We start from the raw sequence: 21,425 nt of genomic DNA on the forward strand, positions 1-21,425 counted from the left end.
AACCGGATTATGACTATACTTAAAGAAAAAACGTCTCAAATATTAGAGACGTTTTTTCTATTTATATAATGATTAAAAAACATTGATAACATCATTATTTATTAATCATAATATAATGATATAAAATTGTTAATGTGGTAAAATAAATTTGTTTTCTTATGAAATAAGTAATATTTATTTACCATAATATAAAGTAGAATATTTTGAATTATTTTTATTTATTGAAGAAAGGAGGTATTTACAGTATATTTTTTGAGGAACATTTATTTTGATATAAAAAGGGGTTATTTATTTGAAGAAAATATTAAAAACGCTTTTATTACTAGTAGCATTAGTGGTTGGTAGTGTAGCTATATTTTTAGCCTATATTATGATTACGGATGAGAAACCTGTTAGTGTCCTGAAATTAAATGTAGAAAATAAAAATGAAAAAGTTTTAAAACAGGGAGACACATTTACAGCGACAACTTTTAACATAGGCTATGCTGGTTTGGATAAAAATCAAGACTTTTTTATGGACGGGGGAGAAGGTTCTCGTTCTAGTAGTAAAGAACAAACAGAAAAAAATCTGAAAAACATGCTATCTTTTTTACAAAAAGAAGATTCTGATTTCATCTTATTGCAAGAGGTGGATACGAAATCTTCGAGATCATTTGATGTGAATGAGTATGACGTATTTAAGAGTGGCTTGAAAAACTATGAATCTTCTTTCGGATATAACTATCATGCACAGTGGGTGCCTGTTCCGGTTACTAATCCAATGGGATATGCGAATTCAGGAATGAGTTCATTTTCGAAGTATAAGATTGATACAGCAACAAGATTTCAACTGCCGGGGAAAGAGCCTTGGCCAAAACAATTATTTGATTTAGACCGAGCAATCGTTGAGCATAAAATCCCTGTGAGTAATGGGAAATATTTAAGGCTCGTCAATCTTCATTTATCTGCTTATGATAAAGGCGGAAAAATAAGAAGGCAGCAAGTTGATTATTTGAAAGAGTATATGAACGAACACTATAAAAACGGCGACTATGTGATACTTGGCGGTGATTGGAATCAACTAGTTTCTGATGTACAACTAAAAGATCCGAAGTTTCAAAAAGTATGGCCTGAATGGTTAGTAGAGTTGCCAAAAGATTTCACAGACGGTGGGTTCCAGTGGGCGGTAGACCCGACTGTTTGGACTGTTCGCGATGATGTGAAAAAATATGTAGAAGGTGAAAATTTCGTTACAATTATTGATGGATTTTTAGTTTCGCCAAATGTAGAAGTCGTAAATGTACATGGAAATGATCTGAAGTTTGAAAATAGCGATCATAATCCGGTAAGTGCAGTATTCAAATTAAAATAATCTTTATTTTGCGGTTAACTTTTATTTTGAAAGGAAAGTTTCGTATATGGAGTGGTTAAAGAGAAAATGCTTTTCTAATCTTGAGCAAGAATCACAAAAAAATCATTTATTACTGTTCATTAGCATGTTCAGTTTTTTCTTAGGAATCGCTGCAATTAGTTATTACGGATATATCTTCACGGCTAGAGCAATCCCGTTTTGGGTATGCGGTGCCACTGTGTTTATAGTGGGGATTCTTCTTAATTTCGTTCCGAAAATGGTATACATGTATAAATATATTATGACCTGTATGTTATTAGTGATGTCGTATATTATGATTCAAACGTTTAATGAAAGTCCGGCTATTTTTCAAATGGTCTATTTTACATTAGCGGTTTCCTTAATTTATTTAAGTGAGCGCCTTATTTTAATGCTTGGAGGAGTCGCTGTTATTACGACATTTATCCTTTGTAACTACTGGCCAAAGCAGTTTTTTGCTTATACTGCGGCTTCGGAAGCAGCTAATTTCGCAAGTTTACTGGCGATTGTGACGCTGGCGATGTGGGGCGTCACGAAAATCGGAAAAAGTCTTCTTGTACGTCTAAATAAAGAAAAGCAAGAAGTAATGAAAAAAGCTGTGGAATTAGAAAACACGCAAAAGCTGATTGAAGAAACTGTTCTAAAATTAGATCAAAATTTTAATAGCTTAAAAAATAATGTAAATACTTCAATGGAATCGATGGGAGAAATTAATGTTGCCTTTCAAGAAGTAGCTATGGGGGCACATTCTCAATCAGAGATGATGTCACACTCTGTAGAAGTACTGAATGATATGGAGACAAATATTGAACATATTATTTCACAGGTAAGAGAAGTATCGACAAACGTTGATGAAAGTTTAGAAGCTTCAAAGATAAGTGTGGGCACGCTGCAAAACTTTGAACAACATATGCGGAGCTTAAGTGGAATTCTTACACAGTCAGGACTTATATTTGGAGAATTAACAGAGCAATCGAAAAGGATTACGGAGATTGCAGACGTAATTACAGGAATCTCAGATCAAACGAGTTTATTAGCGCTAAATGCCAATATTGAAGCAGCGAGAGCGGGCGAGCATGGAAAAGGTTTTGCGATTGTAGCGAATGAGGTATTAAAACTTGCAGAAGAGTCAAATCGGTCGGCTGGAAGTATTCAAGGCATTTTAAAAGATTTTAGCAATCAAGCAAGTAAGGTAGAAGAGCAAGTCGGAAAAGGGAAAAAAGTGCAAGAAGAGTGTAATAAAATGTTGTCGGACGTTCTAGCAAATGTAAGCAGCCTTGGTACATTTATTGATTCTATTAATCGGTTAATGACAGAAATTGTTCATCATCAAGAAAGCTTCCAGGTGAAAACGACGAATATCGTTCAAGATGTCACGTACGCGTCTACTGTCGTTCAACAAACATCCACTGCGACAGAGGATGTACTCGTAAGTGTGGAAAAAGAAAGAAGACGTAATGAAACGTCCGTTGAAGCGTTACATACTGTAGCGGCGCAAGTGAAACAGTTAGAAGCAATTTTAGAGAAATAGATGAAAAGACTTGTCTTAAGAAACGTCTCAAGCTTTGTTGGGGCGTTTTTTTATGCAAGAAATAAAAATTTTTGAAACCAAAACATTCCATATCCTATCTAATAAGTGGAAGGAGGGATAAGATGGATGAAATAAAATTAGTGAAAAAAGCGAAAAAAGGTGATGATGCAGCGTTTGAACAGCTCATTAGTTTTTATCAAGACCAATTATATCGCACAGCTTACATGTATGTGCAAAATAAAGAAGATGCCTTAGATATCGTACAAGAAACAGTTTATAAAGCGTACGTATCTTTAGAGCAATTACAAAAACCAAACTTTTTTCTGACGTGGTTGACGCGTATTTTAATACATAATGCTTATCAAGTACTAAATGAGAAGAAGAAGGTTCAACAATTAGAAGATAGCAGAGAATGTAGAGATCTACGAAACGTAGCAAACCGAATTGAGCAAAACATTGACTTACAAGTAGCAATTGGAAAACTAGATGAAAACTATCAAACTGTTATTATTTTACATTATTATTATGATCTTCCGATAAACCAAATTGCGTGGCATATGAATGTGCCTGAAGGAACTGTCAAAACGTATTTGCATCGAGCAAGAAAATCGTTAAAGAAATTATTAGGAGGGAGTGATGAGAATTGGATAAACAGTGGGTTAATGATGAAATAAACAAAATTGAAGTTCCGCGGGAAGACTTACAGAGCGCGATAAAAAATGGTATGAATAGAGCAAAGCAAGAAAAACCAACAAAAAGAAAATATAAACGAAGAAAGATTGCATGGTTAGCTGCTGCATCAGTATGTATAGGTGTACTAGGTTCGGGATTTGTTTTCCCGCAGATGAATCGTGTACTAGCGGAAGTTCCGCTAATAGGGAAAGTGTATGATTATTTTCATGATACGATGGGACAAGATCTCACAGAAAGTAAACTTGTAACAGAGTTGAATCAACAAGCAGTAAGCAATGGTGTTAGTGTAACGATGAGAAGTGTGTATTACGATGGCGGACGGATTAGTGTCGTATTTAAAGTGGATAATCCTAAAAAAGTAAGGATAGGAAAGATTTTTGCTAATGAGTTTGATTACGATTTTAAACTTGTTGATGGGAGTCGGAAATGGCAGAGTTCCGCTTCGTGGATTGGGAGGAGAACGGAAAATGGTTGGCTTGGTAATATCCGTATTAATTATCCGGAAAAAGAATTACCACCAAACACAACATTACCAATCACCATTACATCTATTGGCGAAACGAAAGGGTTCTGGAAATTTGATGTCCCTGTGAAGCAATTAGATAATAAAAAGATTAACTTGCAGCAATCCATTAGCAGTGAGGATCAGCAGCATACAGTTAACTTTGAAAGTATTACAATCGGTAAAGGTGCAACAACGATTGATTACAAAGCAATTTATCCGTTTGTAGGAGAGAAAGACTTAGCGCTAATCGAAAAAATAACAGATGATAAAGGAAAAAAAATTCATTTGTCCAGTTCAGGAATTGAGCTTGAAAGAGAAAAAGTGGGCGATCATGTAGAATCTGAAGGACGTTCTATCTTCGGGAAAATTCCTGATAGTGCGGAATTCATTACAATATATCCTCTTGTTCGTTTATCTGAAAAACCGGTAATTATGAAGTTAGATAAAAAAACACCATTTGAAATTAAGAGCACACGTAGTGACTTCAAAATAATTGTGAATAAAATCCAGCATAAGAACAAGCGATTAATTGTGAATTACACACTTCAAAATGTGGATAGGAAGCATATATCTATGGATGAGCTAATTAACCGTGGTGAAGTTATGAACCTCAAGGGTTCTGCGTATATAGATAAGGAATTTGCACCGATTGGTCATGTTGTAAAGGGAAGCACTGTGAAAGTATTAGATGAGGAAAAATTGCAATTTCAAGCAACGTTCCGATTGGATGGAGAATACGGCGTGAAGAATTTCAGCTTAAAGGATTATGTACTAGAAGTGGAGATGTCGGTGTATCATCCTGAAAAAGTATTACCGCCTGTTAAGATTAAAGTAAAATAATATCTCATGATTTTATCTGTACTTGGTTATAGTAACAAAAGAACGATAACCAAGGAGGCTACAACAGTGGATAACAGTAGTAATTTTGTAGAGAAACTGCACGATACACAGGAGAAAGCAGAGCGTAATAAAAAGCGTCAAGGCAACGGAAACCCGGGCAAAAAAAAGCCGAATAAAACGCATAAATAAAGAAGAAACCCACCTTTTTGAAGGTGGGTTTTCTTGATTTCATTGTGTTGCATTTGTTTTTTTTCTGCGGATGTATAGAAAAGCCAAAGCGGCAAGAACGGCAAAAATAATTAATACAACTAATAAAATAAGCCCATAACGGTGAACATAATGGTTGATTAGATGCCAATCTTTCCCGAATACTAATCCTAATTGAATAAAAGTAAAGCTCCATATGAATGCTCCTAGATAAGCGTACAGACAAAATGTCCGAATGCGCAGACTGGAAATGCCGGTTAAATAGGCAGTAACATGTCGCACACCTGGAATGAAGTAGCCAAAAATCAGTAAGGGAGGACCGATTTTTTGAAAGAGGGTTTGTGTCCGAGCAATTTTATTTTCTGTAATGTGCATTTTAGGACCGAATTTCTTTAAGAAGGGAAGCCCAAGTCTTTTTCCTAATATGTAACTAAGGGAAATACCAACTGCCGAGCCAAACCATGCACTTAATAAGGCGATAGAGAAGTGCATTTTCCCTTGAAATATATAATATCCTACAAAAGTTAATAACGTTTCATCTGGTATTGGTAATCCAATAATTCCCCCAACTAATGCCATGATTAGTCCGAAATATCCATAGTGCGAAATGACATAATTTAAGTGCTGTTCTATTTGTGATCACCTTCCATTTCATCTGCAATAAGAACTGTTGTATATGTCTCTTAGTTTCACCCAATTACGCGCAATCATTACTATGTTTCTTTATTATAGTAATTTTCGTTTCAGAGCCAAAAATAAACGTTGTTAATTTTATTTCTAAAAAGAATTTGAACTTTTTTAAACTTTTTTCAAACAACGGACATAAAATGATAGTTCTCTTCGAATAATATAATGAATCATCGTAATCACTATATATATATAAAGGAGAAATGGAATATGGTTGAAACAGTAGAAAGATATGAAGATATTGCAGAGGTATTAAAAGTATTGGCACATCCAGTGCGTTTAAATTTAGTTGAAACATTAATTACAAAAGGACCTACGAATGTAACAACGATGCATGAGAAATTGGAAATGCCTCAAAGTACAGTTAGCCAACATTTAGCAAAATTAAAAGCTGCGAAAGTTGTTTCGGGCACTCGAAAAGGGTTAGAAATTTATTATGAAGTAGTGGACAATCGCGCGCGAGAGATTGTAGCTAATATTATTTAAATGAAAATGATGGTATTTTTACATTTTTTAACAGTCTAATATTTTATTGTAGACTCTAAAATATAATATTAGACTGTTAAACGATTTATAGAGAGAAGAATCGCAGGTCGTATTTTGTTCTGCATAGCAGTAACTTATATAAATTCATACCAAAAAGCACAATTCGGTTAGGGGGATTGTGCTTTTTTTATGGATTATATTTCCGTGTTAGAAATTGTGACATGGGACAATTTATTGTAAGCGCTTGTATTTTCGAGTATTTTGAAGAAAAACAGAGTATTCAAGAGATAATATGATATGAAATTGTTATTTTGTCGAAAATTGTTGATTTTTGAATGTATTTAAATTACAATTAAATCTGTGTAAGAAAAAGGGGGGGACAACATGATTAGCATTTTAGAAAAACTCGTTGGAGCAACGAATAATATTCTATGGACTTATGTAATTATTGCGATGTTAATTGGCTTAGGCCTTTATTTTTCTTTCCAAGCTTTTTGTATGAGTTCTGCAGCCTGTACGGGATCGGGAACTTAGCAGGGGTAGCACTAGCGATTTCCATGAGAGGTCCAGCTTATTATATGGGGGAAGGTTTAAATAAACATTGGATGGGAGAGTATTATTCTCCAACTTAATTACAAGTAGTTATGACTGATTTTCAACTCTGTACAAGCAAACGCATTTACAGTTGCTTGTAAGAATTAAGAATGCATTTGGACTTGAGCTTATATATAAGTCCAATTTAAAAATTCGGCATACAGAACAAGCATGATGGTGCAGCTATTAGCTGTACGGTTACATGTGTATATGAGGCGAGTTTATTTATGTCGGAAAAATAAGATTATTTTATATGGCTTAGGCTACTAAATTTTGATATGAGGTGATGATATGGAACAATTTTTGACGAATCTATTGGGAGTAACAAATGATTTTCTATGGTCTAAATTGTTAATTATTATGCTTGTTACTGGCGGAATTTATTTCACATTTAAATCGAGATTTGTACAGTTTCGAATGTTAAAGGAAATGGTCCGTGTGTTAATGGAAGGGAAAGCTGGTTCTAAAGATGAAGTTTCCCCATTTCAAGCGTTCTGTATTGGTATGGCTGCTCGCGTTGGAACGGGAAATATCACAGGAATTGCAATTGCGATTGCATTAGGCGGTCCTGGAGCAGTATTTTGGATGTGGATTATTTCTATTATTAGCTCGGCATCAAGCTTTGTTGAAAGTACGTTAGCGCAAATATATAAAGTAAAAGATAAAAATGGTTTCCGTGGTGGTCCATCCTATTATATGGAAAAAGGATTAAACAAACGTTGGATGGGAGTATTGTTCTCTATTTTAATTACGATTACTTTCGGTCTTGTATTTAATTCTGTCCAATCAAATACCGTTACAATTGCTTTTGAGAATGCATTTGGTACAGATCGTTTCACTTTAGGAATTATTATGGCTGTTGCCTTTGCTGGGATTATCTTTGGCGGTGTGCAGCGTATTGCAAAAATAGCTGAATACAAGGTAATGTTTCTAGCGGTGTTATACATTGGTATTGCATTATTTGTTATAATTACAAACATAACAAAAATGCCGGAAGTTCTTTCTCTTATTGTTCAAAACGCATTTGGCTTTAAACAAGTAGCAGGCGGTTCAATTGGTGCAGCGCTCATGCATGGGGTTAAACGTGGTTTATTCTCAAATGAAGCTGGTATGGGAAGTGCGCCAAACGTTGCCGCAACGGCAACAACAAGCCATCCGGTGAAACAAGGACTTATTCAAGCATTTGGCGTATTAACGGATACATTGATTGTCTGTACAAGCACAGCATTTATTATTTTACTTTCTGATGCATACAAACAACCAGAGCTAAATGGTATTGCACTTACACAAGCAGCATTAAGTGAACATGTAGGCTCTTGGGCATCAGGGTGTCTTGCTATCTTTATTTTCCTATTTGGATTCGGTGCGTTAATTGGTAACTATTATTACGGAGAAACAAATATTCGATTCTTAAAAAACAGTAAAGTATGGTTGATGGTATACCGAATCAGCGTGTTAGCTATGATTGTATTTGGTTCGGTTGCAAAGATCCAATTTGTATGGGATTTAGCGGATTTATTTATGGGCTTTATGGTTATCATAAATTTAATTGCGATTGCATTTCTTGGTAAATATGCATTTGCTGCACTTACAGACTATATGAAGCAGAAGAAACAAGGGAAAGATCCTGTATTCCATGCAAGTTCTATCCCAGGACTAAAAAATGCAGAATGCTGGGAAAATCCAGTGAGTGAAAAGGAAGAACAAGTAGGTTAGTAACGCGAAGGAGCATAGAGGCGGGACTCTATGTTCCTTTTTTTGTCTATTTTTCCCGTTAAAAATGTATTGCTTTTTGCAAAGATAACGCTTACAATCAGTTTATGGATGAAATTAAATGATATCATTCTCATATGCCAGAATAATTATTCAGTATAGAATTTCGGTTAATGCAAACGCTTACTAATGTGAGTGGTAAATTGTTTTTAAGGGAATTATTTTTTTAATCTAAATTGTCAGACGTCTATCGTTAGACGACTGGTACATCATGGTAGACTAGACTACAAAATGGAGGATTCAGGTATGAAATTTGTCATGTTTCTTGTCGGATTAATTGCTGTATTTATATTAGCGTTTCTTGTAAGTAGCGATCGGAAAAAGATTAAATATAAGCCAATTGCTATTATGCTTATTATTCAATTAGGATTATCATATTTCTTACTAAATACACAGATTGGATATTATTTAATTAAAGGAATTTCTGATGGATTTAGTACAATTTTAAAATTTGCGGATGCTGGAATTAACTTTGTATTCGGTGGAATGGTAAATAAAGGAGAATTCACATTTTTCCTTTCTGTATTACTTCCAATTATTTTCTTAGCGGTGTTAATTGGAATTATGCAACATCTTAGAATTTTACCAGTCATTATTAAAGCAATCGGATTCTTATTAAGTAAAGTAAATGGTTTAGGAAGATTAGAATCTTATAATGCAGTAGCAGCGGCAATTGTTGGCCAAGGTGAAGTTTTCATTACAGTAAAAGATCAACTAAGTAAGTTACCAAAAAATCGTTTATATACACTCTGTGCATCTTCTATGTCAACAGTTTCCATGTCAATCGTTGGTTCTTACATGAAAATGCTTGACCCTAAGTATGTTGTAACAGCACTTGTTTTAAACTTATTTAGTGGATTTATTATCATTCATATTTTAAATCCTTATGATGTGAGTGAAGAGGAAGATATTTTAGAGTTGAAAGAGGACAAGCACCAAACGTTCTTCGAAATGCTAGGCGAGTACATTATGTTAGGATTTTCAATTGCAGTTACAGTAGCAGCAATGTTAATCGGATTCATCGCATTGATGGCAGCAATTAACGGTCTATTTGATTCTATTTTCGGTATTACATTCCAAACGATCTTAGGATATGTGTTCTCACCATTAGCGTTCATCATGGGTATTCCATCATCCGAGATGGTAACAGCTGGACAAATTATGGCAACAAAATTAGTAACAAACGAATTCGTTGCGATGCTTGATTTAGGAAAGGCAGCAGCTCATTTAACACCTCGTACAATTGGTATTTTATCTGTATTCCTTGTATCATTTGCGAACTTCTCATCTATCGGAATTATCGCAGGTGCAACGAAGAGTATCGATGAAAAACAAGCAAATGTTGTATCTTCTTTCGGATTAAAACTTGTATACGGTGCAACATTAGTAAGTGTGTTATCAGCAATTATCGTTGGGGTTATGTTATAAGATGAAACTTTAATCAGTGGAGGTCTTACTGCCCACGAATAGCGGGATAAAATAAGAAAAGCAATGAGCATCGGGCTCATTGCTTTTTTTGTTGCGTGCCCAGCTAAGCTGGACGCTGCTCACTAGTGAAAGTCCAGTCTAGGTAAGAATCAAGTTGCCTAGTAGCTGACAGGCAAACGGGGGAGAAATTATGAGATTGAAGTCCTGCGACAAAGTAACTTCTTACTAGAAGTGCAAGCGAATTAGCAGGCCGTAACATAAAGTGCAGCTTGCAGCCTCGTCAGAGCCCCCTAGCAATAGGAGAAAGTCGAGCCTGGAGTTAATAGGTGAAGACGATAGAAGATGTGAAGAACTTGGAAATGCAACATCGAAGAATCCCTTCGGGTAAGGAGGATGGTATGCCTCACGTACGGTTTGATGAGGGGAAGCTATCTGTAAAGAAATCCGTTTCAGTTTTCTACTCTACTGCCTCTGTGCTCGCCTAGGCATGGCGAACTGCTTTTTACCGTCTAAAAAGAAAGAGGAGTACATAGAATATTTACAATACACAAAATTGTAACAAGGTAGACAGTATATTTAGAAATTTCAAAAGGTGTATGTCACTTTCTTGTCGAATAATTTATGTAGAGAATTTTGATCAAATAAAAACCCGAATCATAAATAAACATGATTCGGGTTATCATTCATCTTAATAAGCTAAGCTGAATAGACCTTTAATGTGTGATAAGTAACGAACGTTACTTGCTTCTTTCATTAGAGATGCTGGTAAGCCTTTAAGTGGAGTTGAGCTTGCTCCGATGATAGCAACCGCATCTTTACGGCCTAAACTTGCAAGTGTTCCAGAGTTTACTGGTGCAAACTCTTCGAATGCTTTTTCTTCTAGATGTGCATATAGATTGTAGCCAATTAGTTCGCCCATTTGCCAAGCGATTTGTGCTGTTGGCGGATATGGACGGCCTTCTGGACCGAAGACAACTGCACTGTCACCTGCAACGAATACGTCTTTATGAGAAGTAGATTGAAGGTATTCGTTAACAGTTGCACGGCCGCGGTTTACTTCAAGACCTGATTCACCTACTAGAGGGTTACCTTGAACGCCACCTGTCCAAACGAACGTATTTGCAACGATTTTTTGACCATCTTTTAAATCAATTGTATTGCCTTCAACGTTTGTTACAGGAAGGCCTGTTAAGAATTGAACGCCACGTGCTTCTAAGCTAGTAGTTGCACGTTCAATTAAATCATCCGGTAATACTGGAAGGATTTTTGGACCTGCTTCAACAAGCAATAGTTTGATGTCTTTCGGATTTACCCCGTGGCTTTTTGTAAGTTTTGGCATAATATCAGCAAGTTCACCAACTAGTTCAACGCCAGTTAATCCGCCGCCGCCGATTACGATTGTTGCGTCAGCTTCATTTTTTGTTTTCGCGTATTCTTGAATGCGTTCTTCAACATGTTTGAAGATTTTGTTTGCATCGTTTGCAGATTTTAATACCATGCTGTTTTCTTCTAATCCTGGGATGCCAAAGTAAGCTGTTTTACTTCCTAAAGCAACTACAAGAGCGTCGTAAGATAAAGTATTGCCATCGGCTAATTTTACTTCTTTTTTGTCTACCGAGAATGACTCAACTGTTGCGATTTTAAGATCGATATCTTTGCCTTTGAAAAGTTTTTCTAATGGCATAGCAATTGCCTGTTCAGCAATATTTCCTGCTGCAAGGCGGTGTAGTTCCGTAATAATTTGATGTGTTGGATATTGGTTGATAACTGTAACTTGTGCTTCTGATTTGCTGTAATGTTTACGTACATTTAAAGCTGCAAGAAGTCCGCCATAACCAGCACCTAAGATGACAATTTGTTTTGACATAGTATGATATCCCCCGTCTTTACTAATTGTTGTGTAAGAAAGAATTATTTATGATTGCGTTCTGCAGTAATTTGAAGATAAGCGTTTACAAAACGAAACATTTTTTGTGCTTGCGGATCTTTTAGCATTTTTAAAAGGCCAAAAAGACCGATAACTTCGTTGCTTTCTTCAGCGCGATCTTTCGCTTCGATAGCAGTTGCAGCAATGGTTTTCACTGTATCTTTTACAGGTTCTGCAAGTTCTTGGATTGCGCCAACAGTATCATTTTTTAATACTTCATCAGTAGCGACTGCTTGAGCGAAATCATAAGACTTTGTTAAAATGTTAACGAGCTCAGTTAATTTTGGAAGTTGATCTACTAATGTAGTTAAAGACTCTTGAATTTCAGGTTTTAATAGCTGATCAAGTACATCAAGCTGTCCTAGGTTAGCAGAAGTTTGTAATGATTCTTGTTCAGGCTTTGTTTGAGTGATTGTTTCTGGCATCTCCAATTCTCCTTTACGATAGCAATACTTCTTAAATTTTTGGGGAATGAAAGAAGATCCCCCATTACAGATAAGATTTCTTCGTCCGTAACAACTCGAGGAAATTTGTAAAATTTTACACAAAGATTTAGAGCAATATGCTCTTAAAGTTACTATTGCCCGTGAATATGTCTTTTCAAATCGTTGCAACATTCGAATGAACTATAAGTAATCACTGAATCCGAAATAGTAAATTTTAAAAGGCTAGTTGCTTCCTCTAGCTTATGGACTTGTCCAGTAAAAGACTTTGTCTACGAACTGAGTATATTATATACTACAATACACCTATGTTAACATAAAAATGATTATTAAGCATTCGATTTTAATGACTATAATCTACGAACTTACAGGGCGTTATACCTGTTGTTTTATTCCAAGTTTACAATGTAAGAATCATAACTCGACGAAAGTGGTTGATTTATGATTTTTTTGTACATTTTTCCCGTTAAAAATGTATCTTCTTTCGGATTAAAACTTGTATACAGTGCTACATTAGTAAGTGTTTTATCAACGATTATCGCTGGGGTTATGTTATAAAGTGAAACTTTAATCAGTGGGGGTCTTACTGTCCACGAATAGCGGGATAAAATAAGAAAAGCAACGAGCATCGGGCTCATCGCTTTTTTGTTTACTCAGCAGGCGGAGTAAATGTGCGTTTTTCTAATTCTGCATCTAACATAAACAATGCGTTTGAATCACTTGTAATACGTTTTAATTTTTGAATGATACTATCGAAAGACGCCTCTTCTTCTACTTGCTCATCAACGAACCATTTTAAGAAGGTGATGGTAGCATGTTCGCGTTCATCCCATGCAATATCAGATAAGTTATAAATACGTTTTGTAACCTCACGTTCATGCTCAAGGGCAATTTCAAAAGCAGATAAAATCGATTCGTATTCGTTATTTGGATGCTCAAATCCAGTGATGATTGCACGCTCACCGCGATCGTTAATGTAATTGTACAGCTTCATAGCATGGAAACGCTCTTCCTCTGCTTGTACAAGAAAGAAGTTTGCAAATCCATCATAGCTTTCTGATGTACAGTATGCTGCCATTGCCATATACACATGGGCCGAGTAAAATTCAAAGTTCATTTGATCATTTAATGCGTCGCGTAATTTTGGAGATAACATAAAAAGACCCCTTTCATATTAGTACAATGTAATCATAGCATAATTGAAAATAATTCTCACTTATTATTCAAATCGTTTGGAAAGTTTTTTTACATGTGCTTCCATAATATCTTGCAAGTCTAGGTCATATTTTTGCGCTAAAATAATAAGGTTTCCTAGTACATCTCCAAGTTCCTCTTTTAATTCTATTATTAGTTCTTCTTCGTTCTTCGCCGTTTCATCTGGGCGATCACGACCGATTTCGATAGCGCGTATAACGCGAGAAACTTCGCCAACTTCTTCTGCTAAAAAATTAACGCGAATAAAAGAATTATATTGGGCCCATCCGCGTTTATGATAAAATTGTTCCACCCAATTTTGAAATTCATTCGTATTCATCCTTTCCCCATCCTCTCAATATGTAGTATGATTACATTGTAGCATAACAATATATGGTTTTGGGGTGGCAGAATGAAACGGGTTTGTGTGTTTGCAGGATCAAATGTTGGGGAACGTCCAGAGTTTCAAAATGAAGCTCGTCAGCTTGGGGAAATATTAGTTCAAAATAATATAGAGCTTGTATATGGCGGTTCTTGCGTTGGGTTAATGGGAGAAGTTGCAAATCAAGTATTAGAGCTAGGCGGCCGTGTAACAGGCGTCATGCCGCGGGGATTATTTAGAGGAGAAATTGTTCATCACGGTTTAACAGAATTAATTGAAGTAGAGACAATGCATGAAAGAAAAGCGAAAATGAGTGAACTTGCTGATGCATTTATTGCATTGCCAGGCGGATATGGAACATTTGAAGAGCTGTTCGAAGTTGTATGTTGGTCGCAAATCGGGATTCATGAAAAGCCTGTTGGATTGCTCAACATTGCAGAATTCTATACACCATTATTACAAATGGTGGACCGTGCAGCAGAAGAAGGATTTATGAATCCATCAAATAAAGAATTACTTGTCTCTGCACAAACAGCTAATGAATTATTTGTGCAAATGAAGAATTATAAACGACCAGTTATGGGGAACAAGTGGAAGCAATTAACATGATAAAAACCGAGTGGGGGATCCCGCTCGGTTTTTTTGTATGTGTTGTGCATCGAATATTGTTGGAGGGTCTTAAAGTTGTGTCGAATCGCTGATATACTGTGAAAATTGTCGATAAATGGTGCATTTACGTCGATATATCAGAGATTTTTCTAATGATCTAGCTCCAGCAGCTAGATCAGTCGGTCGTTTCGCGCCTTCCTCCGAGGCAAAAAGCGTCTCTATGTCCAGGAGCGTGGGCGCCCTCCTGTTCTGAGCGAGTGGCTTCTGCTTTTCTAATTGTCCAGCTCCGTTTTTCTTATTGATTCAAGAATGCGCGTAACATCCATGCGTGTTTTTCAAGTTCTGTGTAGATGCCAAGTAGTAGGTCAGATGTCATTTCGTCGTCTGTGTCTTGGGCGATCTCCATGCCTTTTTTCAATTCCCCTAGCATCATTTCGTAGTCTTTCATAATTGTTTCGACCATCCCTTCTGCAGTTTCTCCGTAAGCTGCTTCTTGAATAGAAGATAATGTTAAATATTCTTTCATTGTTGCTACTGGTTTGCCACCAACTGCTAAAATACGTTCTGCAATTTCATCGATGTGCGTAGCTGCTTCTGTATAAAATTGTTCGAATTTCTCATGAAGTGTAAAGAATTGAGGTCCTGTAACGTACCAGTGGAAATTGTGTAATTTTGTGAATAAAACGTTCCAGTTTGCTACTTGTTTGTTTAATGTTTCAATTACTCGTGTGTTCATGTGATCAATCCCCTTTAAATTTTTATTTTATACTATTTGTTAATTTATAATTATTATAATCTAATAACAGGTATAAAATCAATCCTTTTTGCATATATAATTTTAAACATTTTGTGACCCACATGGATGTTTAAAATAAGAGCTAATGTGACATACAAGTAACAGAGAGTAAAGAGAAAGGAGAATGAAAATGCAGCTCCCATTTGAAAGGATCTATCAACAAGCTGGGAACTGGTATGTACTTGATGACGATTTTCCGTGGGATATACACCAAGTGAAGAGCGATGTTTTCTCATTAATTGAACGACGTGAGGTGCCTGTTATTTTCTGTGATACGTGTGAAACGAATGATGTGCTAATACGATTAGGAGAAGAGGAAGAAGAGTTTTTATTTCCTTTAAGCGGGTTTTATCATAAAGAAAAGCGACTTATTTTTGTTTGTATGTGGGAGAAGTATGAGAGCGTATTAGAAACATTGTTGCATGAGTTTCGGCACGATATGCAGCATGAACGTAAGTTATTGTACGTTGGAGATGAAATGTATGAAAAGCGTTGGATTGAAAAAGATGCAAGAGTGTTTGCGAAGAGAAAGCTGAGAGAATATAGGAGAAGATATATGAACTAAAATATATTTTTGCTATATTTTAGTTCATAACTTATTAAAATAAAGTAATTGACAATTATTAAGTTTAGTTCTAAACTGTAGTTACGATGCTAAGCAAGACGAATCAACATTTAAAAATAATGAGATTTGTCTGCAGCACAATTTAATACATTCATACAAATCAGATAGGGGAATATACAGAAGTAGTTCCTCTTGCAAGTAAAGCTCATTCGCGAGAAGCAGAAGCAACTGTTGGAATAATTAAGTACAGTTCAAAAAATTTTAAATAAATATCTCGAATTCGAGATAATATGAGGTGAATACTATGTTTAATAAAGTTGATCATAAACAAATGGGAAGAGCAAATCACGTTTGGTTAAATACACATTTTCATTTTTCATTTGCAGATTACTATAATCCAAGTAATATGAGATTCGGTGCACTTCGCGTTATTAATGATGATTTAGTAGCAGCGCAAACCGGATTTGAGATGCATCCGCACCGTGATATGGAGATTATTTCTTACGTAGTGGACGGAGCATTAACACACCAAGATAGTATGGGGAACCGCGGAACAATTGAGCGTGGACATGTGCAATATATGAGTGCTGGAACAGGTGTCTTCCATAGTGAGCACAACTTAGGCGATGAAACATTGCGCCTTTTGCAAATTTGGATTTTACCAGACCGTGCTGGTCATACACCAAATTACGGTGAATTTAAATTTGATTGGAATAAACGTGAGAATACATGGTTCCACATGGTTTCGCCAATTGATGGCGGTGCACCGATTGAAATTCATCAAGATGCAAACTTGTACTCTCTTGCTCTAGAAAAAGGAAAAGAGATCACATTCTCAGTTGGTGAAGGACGCCAAGCTTATTTGGTTCAAATTGAAGGAAGCGGTGTTGTGAATGGTGAAACGCTAGTAATGAGAGATGCAGCAGAAGCAATTGAAGAAGATATTCGCATTCAAGCATTGGAAACAGCTCATTATTTAGTAATTGAGATGAAGAAACAATAAGTATCTTCCAAGGGTAGCGTCTAAATAGGACGCTACTATTTTTTTGAATATTATGTCGAAATTTTCTAAAAAATTAAATAAAGGATATTGCTAATTATCCTAGAACTGTATAAAAGTGTAAAAAAATAGGGATGGGGAGTGTTGTTTTTTGAAAAAGAAAGTTCTATCTTCAACGGTAGCTTTGTCTATGGCTTTAGGAGCATTTACGACATTAGGTACATCAAGTACATATGCAGATGAGCAAAAAATTCAGTACAACCAAGAGTTTCAGACACCATCTTATATTGGAGAAGAGTGGAAAGCACCGGAAGGGCTAGATAAAAAAGAAACGGTGTTTGAGTATTTAAATGGTAAAAAAGACATGTTTAAATTAGCAGGAAATATGGAGAAACATTTTGAAATCGTTGGTGAAGAAAAAGATGCACAAGCAGAAACGACACATATGAAGCTTATTGAAAAACATAACGGTGTTCCTGTTTATGGATCTGATCAAACAGTAGCACTGGATAAAGATAATAATGTAAAAGCGTTTTTCGGACAAGTTATCCCGAATTTAGAAGATAAAAATATTCCAGCGAATGCGAGCATTTCAGAAGATGAGGCTGTAAATATCGCAAAGGCTGATATTGAGAAAGAAATTGGAAAAGTAGATAACTATGATGGTATTAAAAAAGATTTGTATGTATATGAAAAAGATGGACAATATTATCTGTCTTATCTTGTAAAAGCATCTACTTCAAAGCCAGCACCAGGCTATTGGCATTATTTCGTTGATGCAACAAACGGAAATGTCATTGAGAAGTACAATGCGATTGATCATATTACTGGGTTTGGTTACGGTGTAATGGGAAATCGAACAAGTTTTGAAATGGCACAGGACTCAAAAACTGGAGCTTTTTATTTATTCGATGGAACACGTGGAAAAGGTGTTCATACATTTGATGCACAAAATATGGATGAAAATTGGTTCAACCTATTCTCACAATGGCTTGGATATACCGGTGAGGAAATAGAAAGTAAAAATAAATTCTTCGAGGATAAAGCAGCTGTTGATGCGCACGCTAATGCTGAGAAAGTATACGATTATTATAAGAAAACATTCAATCGTAATTCCTTTGATAACGAAGGAGCGAAGTTGATTTCTACTGTTCATGTTGGGGAAGGCTGGAATAACGCAGCGTGGAACGGTGTCCAAATGATGTATGGTGATGGTGATGGTGAGGTATTCATTCCATTATCAGCTGGACTAGATGTTATCGCACATGAGCTGACTCACGCAGTAACAGAGTACACTGCAAATCTAGTGTACAAAAATGAGTCTGGCGCATTAAATGAATCGTTATCTGATATTATGGGAGCAATGGTTGACCGTGATGATTGGGAGCTTGGGGAAGACATTTATACACCAGGTACATCAGGGGATGCACTGCGTTCTTTAAGAGACCCAGCTTCTATTCCAAATCCATTAAAGCCAAGTGAAGGCTATCCAGATCATTATAGCAAGCGTTACACAGGAAACTTTGATAATGGCGGTGTTCATATTAACAGCAGCATTAACAACAAAGCGGCATATTTAGTTTCTGAAGGTGGCAAGCATTACGGTGTTACTGTAAATGGTGTAGGCCGCGAAGCAACAGAAAAAATTTATTACCGCGCTCTTTCAAAATATTTAACTGCAAACTCAAACTTTAAGATGATGCGCCAAGCTGCAATTCAAGCGGCTACAGATTTATACGGACAAAATTCTAAAGAAGTACAAGCTGTAAAGAAAGCATATGATGCAGTAGGAGTAAAGTGAGAAACGAAAAGACCTGACTCATATCAGGTCTTTTTTCTCATTTAATCACGAATGCCTAATGCGATTTTAGCAAACCTGGACATGCGCTCTTTTGTCCATGGTGGATTCCAAACAACATTTACTTCAATTTCGTTTAATTCAGGAACATTTGTTGCTAATACCATTTTGACATCAGATACAATTTGCCCAGCCATTGGACAACCGATAGAAGTCATTGTCATTGTAATGACGGCATTCTGTTGTTCGTCAGTTGTAACGTCATATACTAATCCAAGATTTATAATATCGACGCCAAGCTCAGGATCAATAACAGCCTCCAAGTTGGCATATACTTTATCTTCTAAAGTTTGAGACATAGTAGCACCTCTGTTCATGATTGATATTTATTCTCATTATAACGGATTTGCAATAAAGGTGCAGTGATCTAGCTCACAGTATTTTTTACATAGAAAGAAGCATTCCCTATAACAAGGAATGCTTTTGTTACTACTCTGTTTTAAAACGGGAAACAAGTGTGTCAAGTTCTTCTACAACATGTTTCATCTGCTGTGATTTACCAGACATGTCTTTTATTATGTGTACTTGCTCTCCTGCAGAGTTTGCGGTTTGTGTTGTCTCTGCTGCTACTTCACCCGAGATCGAAGCAATATTATTAAGAGAAGCATTCATTTCTTCTGCACTTGCAGCCATCTCTTCTGCAGTCGCTGAAACTTCTTGCATTTGTGAAGATACTGCATTAATTTGTTCGACAATGGTTGCGAAAGAAGAACCAGCTTCGCGAATTACTGTAATTCCTTGGGCAGCTTCTACTTGACCTTGTTCCATCATCAAATTTGCAGTTTTCGTATCATCTTGAATATGATGAAGCAACTGGTTAATACCCGTTGCAGCGGCTTTTGATTGTTCTGCAAGCTTACGCACTTCATCCGCAACAACGGCAAATCCTTTTCCTTGCTCTCCAGCCCGTGCTGCTTCAATGGAAGCATTTAATGCAAGAAGATTCGTTTGTTCCGCGATATTAGAGATAGATTGGACAGCTGTATCAATATGTTTTGTATGAGTGATTAGACGTTCGACGACTTGGGATGTAGCATTCACTGCGTCATGAATTGTTGTCATCTGTGTAATTGATTTTTCGATTACTTGACTACCTTCACTTGCACGGTCAGAAGTAGTTACAACTAGTTCTGCAACGTCGGAAGCAGACTGGGCAATACGCTGTACACTAACTGACATATCATCCATTGCAGTAGAACTTTCTTCAATGCTAGAAACTTGCACTTGAATGCTATGTTCTAATTCGGACATTGTTGCTTGGATACTCGTTGTTGCATCCATAGAAATATTCGTTTCTTTTAATATGTTTTCAGAAGCAGTGCGTACATTTAAAGATGTTTTTTGCACTTGTCCAATAATATATTGTAGATTTTCTAGCATTTGATTAAAGGAAGCGGCAATTTCGCCGATTTCGTCATTGCTTTTTACATGTAATCGTGCTGTTAAATCGCCGTCTTGGGATGCGAGTTCTTTTAGCTTTGTATCAATTTCTTCAATTGGTTTCACAAGTTTACCAGAGAACAACCAAGCTATGACAATTGCAATAATTGTACAAAGAACAAGAGAAATAAGGACAACCCCCTCAACAAATACGGATGAATCTTTCAATTGTTGGACAAGCTGATCGCACTTCGCATTTTCATCGTTACTATATTTTGAGAAATCACCGATTACTTTATAAACAGTTCCGTTTTGTTCAGCAGTCGCTTTTAGTGATTCGTCCCATTTCCCTTCGTCAATGAGAGGAATCACTTTTTCATTAATATAACGACTCCATTGTGATCCTAACTCAATTGTATCTTTTATATTTTGAGGAGTATTTGAATCGTTTAGTAGTTTTCCTTTTGTATCTTCTAGTAGTTTTTCCATTTCGTGAAATTTATCTAGTTCGGAACGGTTATGCTGTAATAGATAGCCTCGTAACGCTGAGATTTGTACTTGATATGCATCACTGCGCTCTTTTAACACCGTTGCTTTCGGTGCAACATCTTTTTGTAATGTTGTTGCTATATTGTTTTCTTTGTTGGCAAAGAAAAAAATACAAGCTAATGCAATGCCAAATAAAGCACAAATTGTTCCCATCATAAACATAAATTTTTTACGAATGCTCACGTATTTCATAATGATAAATCCTCCTTTTAATAATTGATTTATAAAGATTAATTAATATTATGATTAAAAAGTACTTTATTTCGATTTCGTTCGAAATAAAGCACTTTTCTTTCCTTTAGGAATTATAGCAGACTACAGTATGGAAAGTAAGAAAATATTTTTTTATTAAGATTTTTGCATATAATTAGAAAAGAAAATGCTTTATCTCATATTACTGGGAAGGCATTGTCATGAAAAAAAGCAGTAATCTTGCAAGTAACAAGTCAAATATCATTGTAAAAGTATGTATGTAAAAATTATAACAAACAGTATAGGGGAGAAATATAGAAAGAGGCTTTTGTTCGAAAAAAATATACATTTATATATAGGGGGATTTTTTAAAAAAAGTTTACTAATATAAAAATAAGTATTGTATTTATAAAAAAC

At 35.8% G+C, this 21,425-nt stretch carries 20 protein-coding genes and 1 pseudogene; 13 read left to right on the forward strand and 8 right to left on the reverse strand.

What is annotated here, in order from left to right; all coding sequences use genetic code 11:
* Positions 1-292: 292 nt before the first annotated feature.
* From AB1280_RS20135 to AB1280_RS20155, 5 genes are all read left to right on the forward strand, one after another.
* Positions 293-1,351 (forward strand): endonuclease/exonuclease/phosphatase family protein, encoded by a 1,059-nt coding sequence (locus tag AB1280_RS20135; RefSeq protein ID WP_429756786.1) that lies wholly within the window; start codon positions 293-295, stop codon positions 1,349-1,351.
* Between the two features lie 46 nt (positions 1,352-1,397).
* Positions 1,398-2,900 (forward strand): DUF4077 domain-containing protein, encoded by a 1,503-nt coding sequence (locus tag AB1280_RS20140; RefSeq protein WP_429756787.1) that lies wholly within the window; start codon positions 1,398-1,400, stop codon positions 2,898-2,900.
* A gap of 122 nt (positions 2,901-3,022) precedes the next feature.
* Complete coding sequence (locus AB1280_RS20145) at positions 3,023-3,574, forward strand: sigma-70 family RNA polymerase sigma factor (protein WP_429756788.1); 552 nt, start codon at positions 3,023-3,025, stop codon at positions 3,572-3,574.
* On the forward strand, positions 3,544-4,938 hold the full coding sequence (locus AB1280_RS20150; protein WP_429756789.1) for a DUF4179 domain-containing protein: 1,395 nt from the start codon (positions 3,544-3,546) through the stop codon (positions 4,936-4,938). Before AB1280_RS20145 ends, AB1280_RS20150 begins: the two co-directional genes overlap by 31 nt.
* A gap of 66 nt (positions 4,939-5,004) precedes the next feature.
* Positions 5,005-5,127, forward strand: a complete 123-nt coding sequence (locus tag AB1280_RS20155) for a DUF4023 domain-containing protein (RefSeq protein ID WP_035433200.1) — start codon at positions 5,005-5,007, stop codon at positions 5,125-5,127.
* Positions 5,128-5,166: 39 nt separating this feature from the next.
* Here AB1280_RS20155 and AB1280_RS20160 read toward each other — a convergent pair whose 3' ends face one another.
* Positions 5,167-5,724 (reverse strand): DedA family protein, encoded by a 558-nt coding sequence (locus tag AB1280_RS20160; protein ID WP_272189123.1) that lies wholly within the window; start codon positions 5,722-5,724, stop codon positions 5,167-5,169.
* Between the two features lie 318 nt (positions 5,725-6,042).
* Here AB1280_RS20160 and AB1280_RS20165 point away from each other — a divergent pair, with 318 nt between their 5' ends.
* The 4 genes and pseudogenes from AB1280_RS20165 to AB1280_RS20180 all read left to right on the forward strand — a co-directional run bounded on the left by AB1280_RS20165 (position 6,043) and on the right by AB1280_RS20180 (position 10,113).
* Positions 6,043-6,318: an ArsR/SmtB family transcription factor gene (locus AB1280_RS20165; protein WP_272189124.1), complete on the forward strand. Its 276-nt coding sequence runs from the start codon at positions 6,043-6,045 to the stop codon at positions 6,316-6,318.
* Between the two features lie 384 nt (positions 6,319-6,702).
* Positions 6,703-7,017: pseudogene (locus AB1280_RS20170) on the forward strand (alanine:cation symporter family protein); the annotation flags it as partial.
* Positions 7,018-7,203: 186 nt separating this feature from the next.
* Positions 7,204-8,628, forward strand: a complete 1,425-nt coding sequence (locus AB1280_RS20175) for an alanine/glycine:cation symporter family protein (protein ID WP_429756790.1) — start codon at positions 7,204-7,206, stop codon at positions 8,626-8,628.
* Between the two features lie 303 nt (positions 8,629-8,931).
* Positions 8,932-10,113, forward strand: a complete 1,182-nt coding sequence (locus tag AB1280_RS20180; RefSeq protein WP_272189126.1) for a NupC/NupG family nucleoside CNT transporter — start codon at positions 8,932-8,934, stop codon at positions 10,111-10,113.
* 688 nt (positions 10,114-10,801) lie between these two features.
* On the opposite strand, the gene AB1280_RS20185 is transcribed toward AB1280_RS20180, so the two are convergent.
* From AB1280_RS20185 to AB1280_RS20200, 4 genes are all read right to left on the reverse strand, one after another.
* Positions 10,802-11,980: an NAD(P)/FAD-dependent oxidoreductase gene (locus tag AB1280_RS20185; protein WP_429756791.1), complete on the reverse strand. Its 1,179-nt coding sequence runs from the start codon at positions 11,978-11,980 to the stop codon at positions 10,802-10,804.
* Positions 11,981-12,024: 44 nt separating this feature from the next.
* Positions 12,025-12,465, reverse strand: coding sequence for a DUF1641 domain-containing protein (locus tag AB1280_RS20190; RefSeq protein ID WP_272189128.1), 441 nt, complete (start codon positions 12,463-12,465; stop codon positions 12,025-12,027).
* A gap of 667 nt (positions 12,466-13,132) precedes the next feature.
* Positions 13,133-13,639 carry a ferritin gene (locus tag AB1280_RS20195; protein WP_272189129.1) on the reverse strand — a complete coding sequence of 169 codons (507 nt, stop codon included), beginning with the start codon at positions 13,637-13,639 and terminating at the stop codon, positions 13,133-13,135.
* Positions 13,640-13,702: 63 nt separating this feature from the next.
* On the reverse strand, positions 13,703-14,017 hold the full coding sequence (locus tag AB1280_RS20200) for a MazG nucleotide pyrophosphohydrolase domain-containing protein (RefSeq protein ID WP_429756792.1): 315 nt from the start codon (positions 14,015-14,017) through the stop codon (positions 13,703-13,705).
* A 72-nt stretch (positions 14,018-14,089) separates the two neighbouring features.
* On the opposite strand from AB1280_RS20200, the gene AB1280_RS20205 reads away from it, so the two are divergent.
* On the forward strand, positions 14,090-14,668 hold the full coding sequence (locus AB1280_RS20205) for a TIGR00730 family Rossman fold protein (protein ID WP_272189131.1): 579 nt from the start codon (positions 14,090-14,092) through the stop codon (positions 14,666-14,668).
* Between the two features lie 295 nt (positions 14,669-14,963).
* On the opposite strand, the gene AB1280_RS20210 is transcribed toward AB1280_RS20205, so the two are convergent.
* Positions 14,964-15,404, reverse strand: coding sequence for a Dps family protein (locus tag AB1280_RS20210; protein WP_272189132.1), 441 nt, complete (start codon positions 15,402-15,404; stop codon positions 14,964-14,966).
* Positions 15,405-15,594: 190 nt separating this feature from the next.
* On the opposite strand from AB1280_RS20210, the gene AB1280_RS20215 reads away from it, so the two are divergent.
* The 3 genes from AB1280_RS20215 (at position 15,595) to AB1280_RS20225 (ending at position 18,830) form a co-directional block, all read left to right on the forward strand.
* A complete protein-coding gene (locus tag AB1280_RS20215; RefSeq protein WP_272189229.1) occupies positions 15,595-16,029 on the forward strand; it encodes a DUF3920 family protein in 435 nt (144 codons plus the stop codon).
* Positions 16,030-16,333: 304 nt separating this feature from the next.
* Entirely contained in the window at positions 16,334-17,032 is a 699-nt protein-coding gene (locus tag AB1280_RS20220) for a pirin family protein (RefSeq protein ID WP_429756793.1), read from the forward strand.
* A gap of 148 nt (positions 17,033-17,180) precedes the next feature.
* The gene (locus AB1280_RS20225) at positions 17,181-18,830 is read left to right on the forward strand and encodes a M4 family metallopeptidase (RefSeq protein WP_429756794.1); all 1,650 of its coding nucleotides are present in this window, start codon (positions 17,181-17,183) and stop codon (positions 18,828-18,830) included.
* A gap of 41 nt (positions 18,831-18,871) precedes the next feature.
* Here AB1280_RS20225 and AB1280_RS20230 read toward each other — a convergent pair whose 3' ends face one another.
* On the reverse strand, positions 18,872-19,186 hold the full coding sequence (locus AB1280_RS20230) for a metal-sulfur cluster assembly factor (protein ID WP_272189134.1): 315 nt from the start codon (positions 19,184-19,186) through the stop codon (positions 18,872-18,874).
* A gap of 130 nt (positions 19,187-19,316) precedes the next feature.
* Positions 19,317-21,008: a methyl-accepting chemotaxis protein gene (locus AB1280_RS20235; RefSeq protein WP_429756795.1), complete on the reverse strand. Its 1,692-nt coding sequence runs from the start codon at positions 21,006-21,008 to the stop codon at positions 19,317-19,319.
* Between the last annotated feature and the right edge of the window lie 417 nt (positions 21,009-21,425).

Origin of the sequence: Bacillus sp. S10(2024), assembly GCF_050473865.1 — a bacterium.
GTDB lineage: Bacteria > Bacillota > Bacilli > Bacillales > Bacillaceae_G > Bacillus_A.

Bases quoted from the DNA above. Each gene is read 5' to 3' on its own strand.
- AB1280_RS20140 (WP_429756787.1), top strand. From the start codon at position 1,398: ATGGAGTGGTTAAAGAGAAAATGCTTTTCTAATCTTGAGCAAGAATCA.
- AB1280_RS20145 (WP_429756788.1), top strand. From the start codon at position 3,023: ATGGATGAAATAAAATTAGTGAAAAAAGCGAAAAAAGGTGATGATGCA.
- AB1280_RS20160 (WP_272189123.1), bottom strand. From the start codon at position 5,724: ATGGCATTAGTTGGGGGAATTATTGGATTACCAATACCAGATGAAACG.
- AB1280_RS20165 (WP_272189124.1), top strand. From the start codon at position 6,043: ATGGTTGAAACAGTAGAAAGATATGAAGATATTGCAGAGGTATTAAAA.
- AB1280_RS20175 (WP_429756790.1), top strand. From the start codon at position 7,204: ATGGAACAATTTTTGACGAATCTATTGGGAGTAACAAATGATTTTCTA.
- AB1280_RS20180 (WP_272189126.1), top strand. From the start codon at position 8,932: ATGAAATTTGTCATGTTTCTTGTCGGATTAATTGCTGTATTTATATTA.
- AB1280_RS20185 (WP_429756791.1), bottom strand. From the start codon at position 11,980: ATGTCAAAACAAATTGTCATCTTAGGTGCTGGTTATGGCGGACTTCTT.
- AB1280_RS20190 (WP_272189128.1), bottom strand. From the start codon at position 12,465: ATGCCAGAAACAATCACTCAAACAAAGCCTGAACAAGAATCATTACAA.
- AB1280_RS20195 (WP_272189129.1), bottom strand. From the start codon at position 13,639: ATGTTATCTCCAAAATTACGCGACGCATTAAATGATCAAATGAACTTT.
- AB1280_RS20200 (WP_429756792.1), bottom strand. From the start codon at position 14,017: ATGAATACGAATGAATTTCAAAATTGGGTGGAACAATTTTATCATAAA.
- AB1280_RS20205 (WP_272189131.1), top strand. From the start codon at position 14,090: ATGAAACGGGTTTGTGTGTTTGCAGGATCAAATGTTGGGGAACGTCCA.
- AB1280_RS20210 (WP_272189132.1), bottom strand. From the start codon at position 15,404: ATGAACACACGAGTAATTGAAACATTAAACAAACAAGTAGCAAACTGG.
- AB1280_RS20215 (WP_272189229.1), top strand. From the start codon at position 15,595: ATGCAGCTCCCATTTGAAAGGATCTATCAACAAGCTGGGAACTGGTAT.
- AB1280_RS20220 (WP_429756793.1), top strand. From the start codon at position 16,334: ATGTTTAATAAAGTTGATCATAAACAAATGGGAAGAGCAAATCACGTT.
- AB1280_RS20230 (WP_272189134.1), bottom strand. From the start codon at position 19,186: ATGTCTCAAACTTTAGAAGATAAAGTATATGCCAACTTGGAGGCTGTT.
- AB1280_RS20235 (WP_429756795.1), bottom strand. From the start codon at position 21,008: ATGAAATACGTGAGCATTCGTAAAAAATTTATGTTTATGATGGGAACA.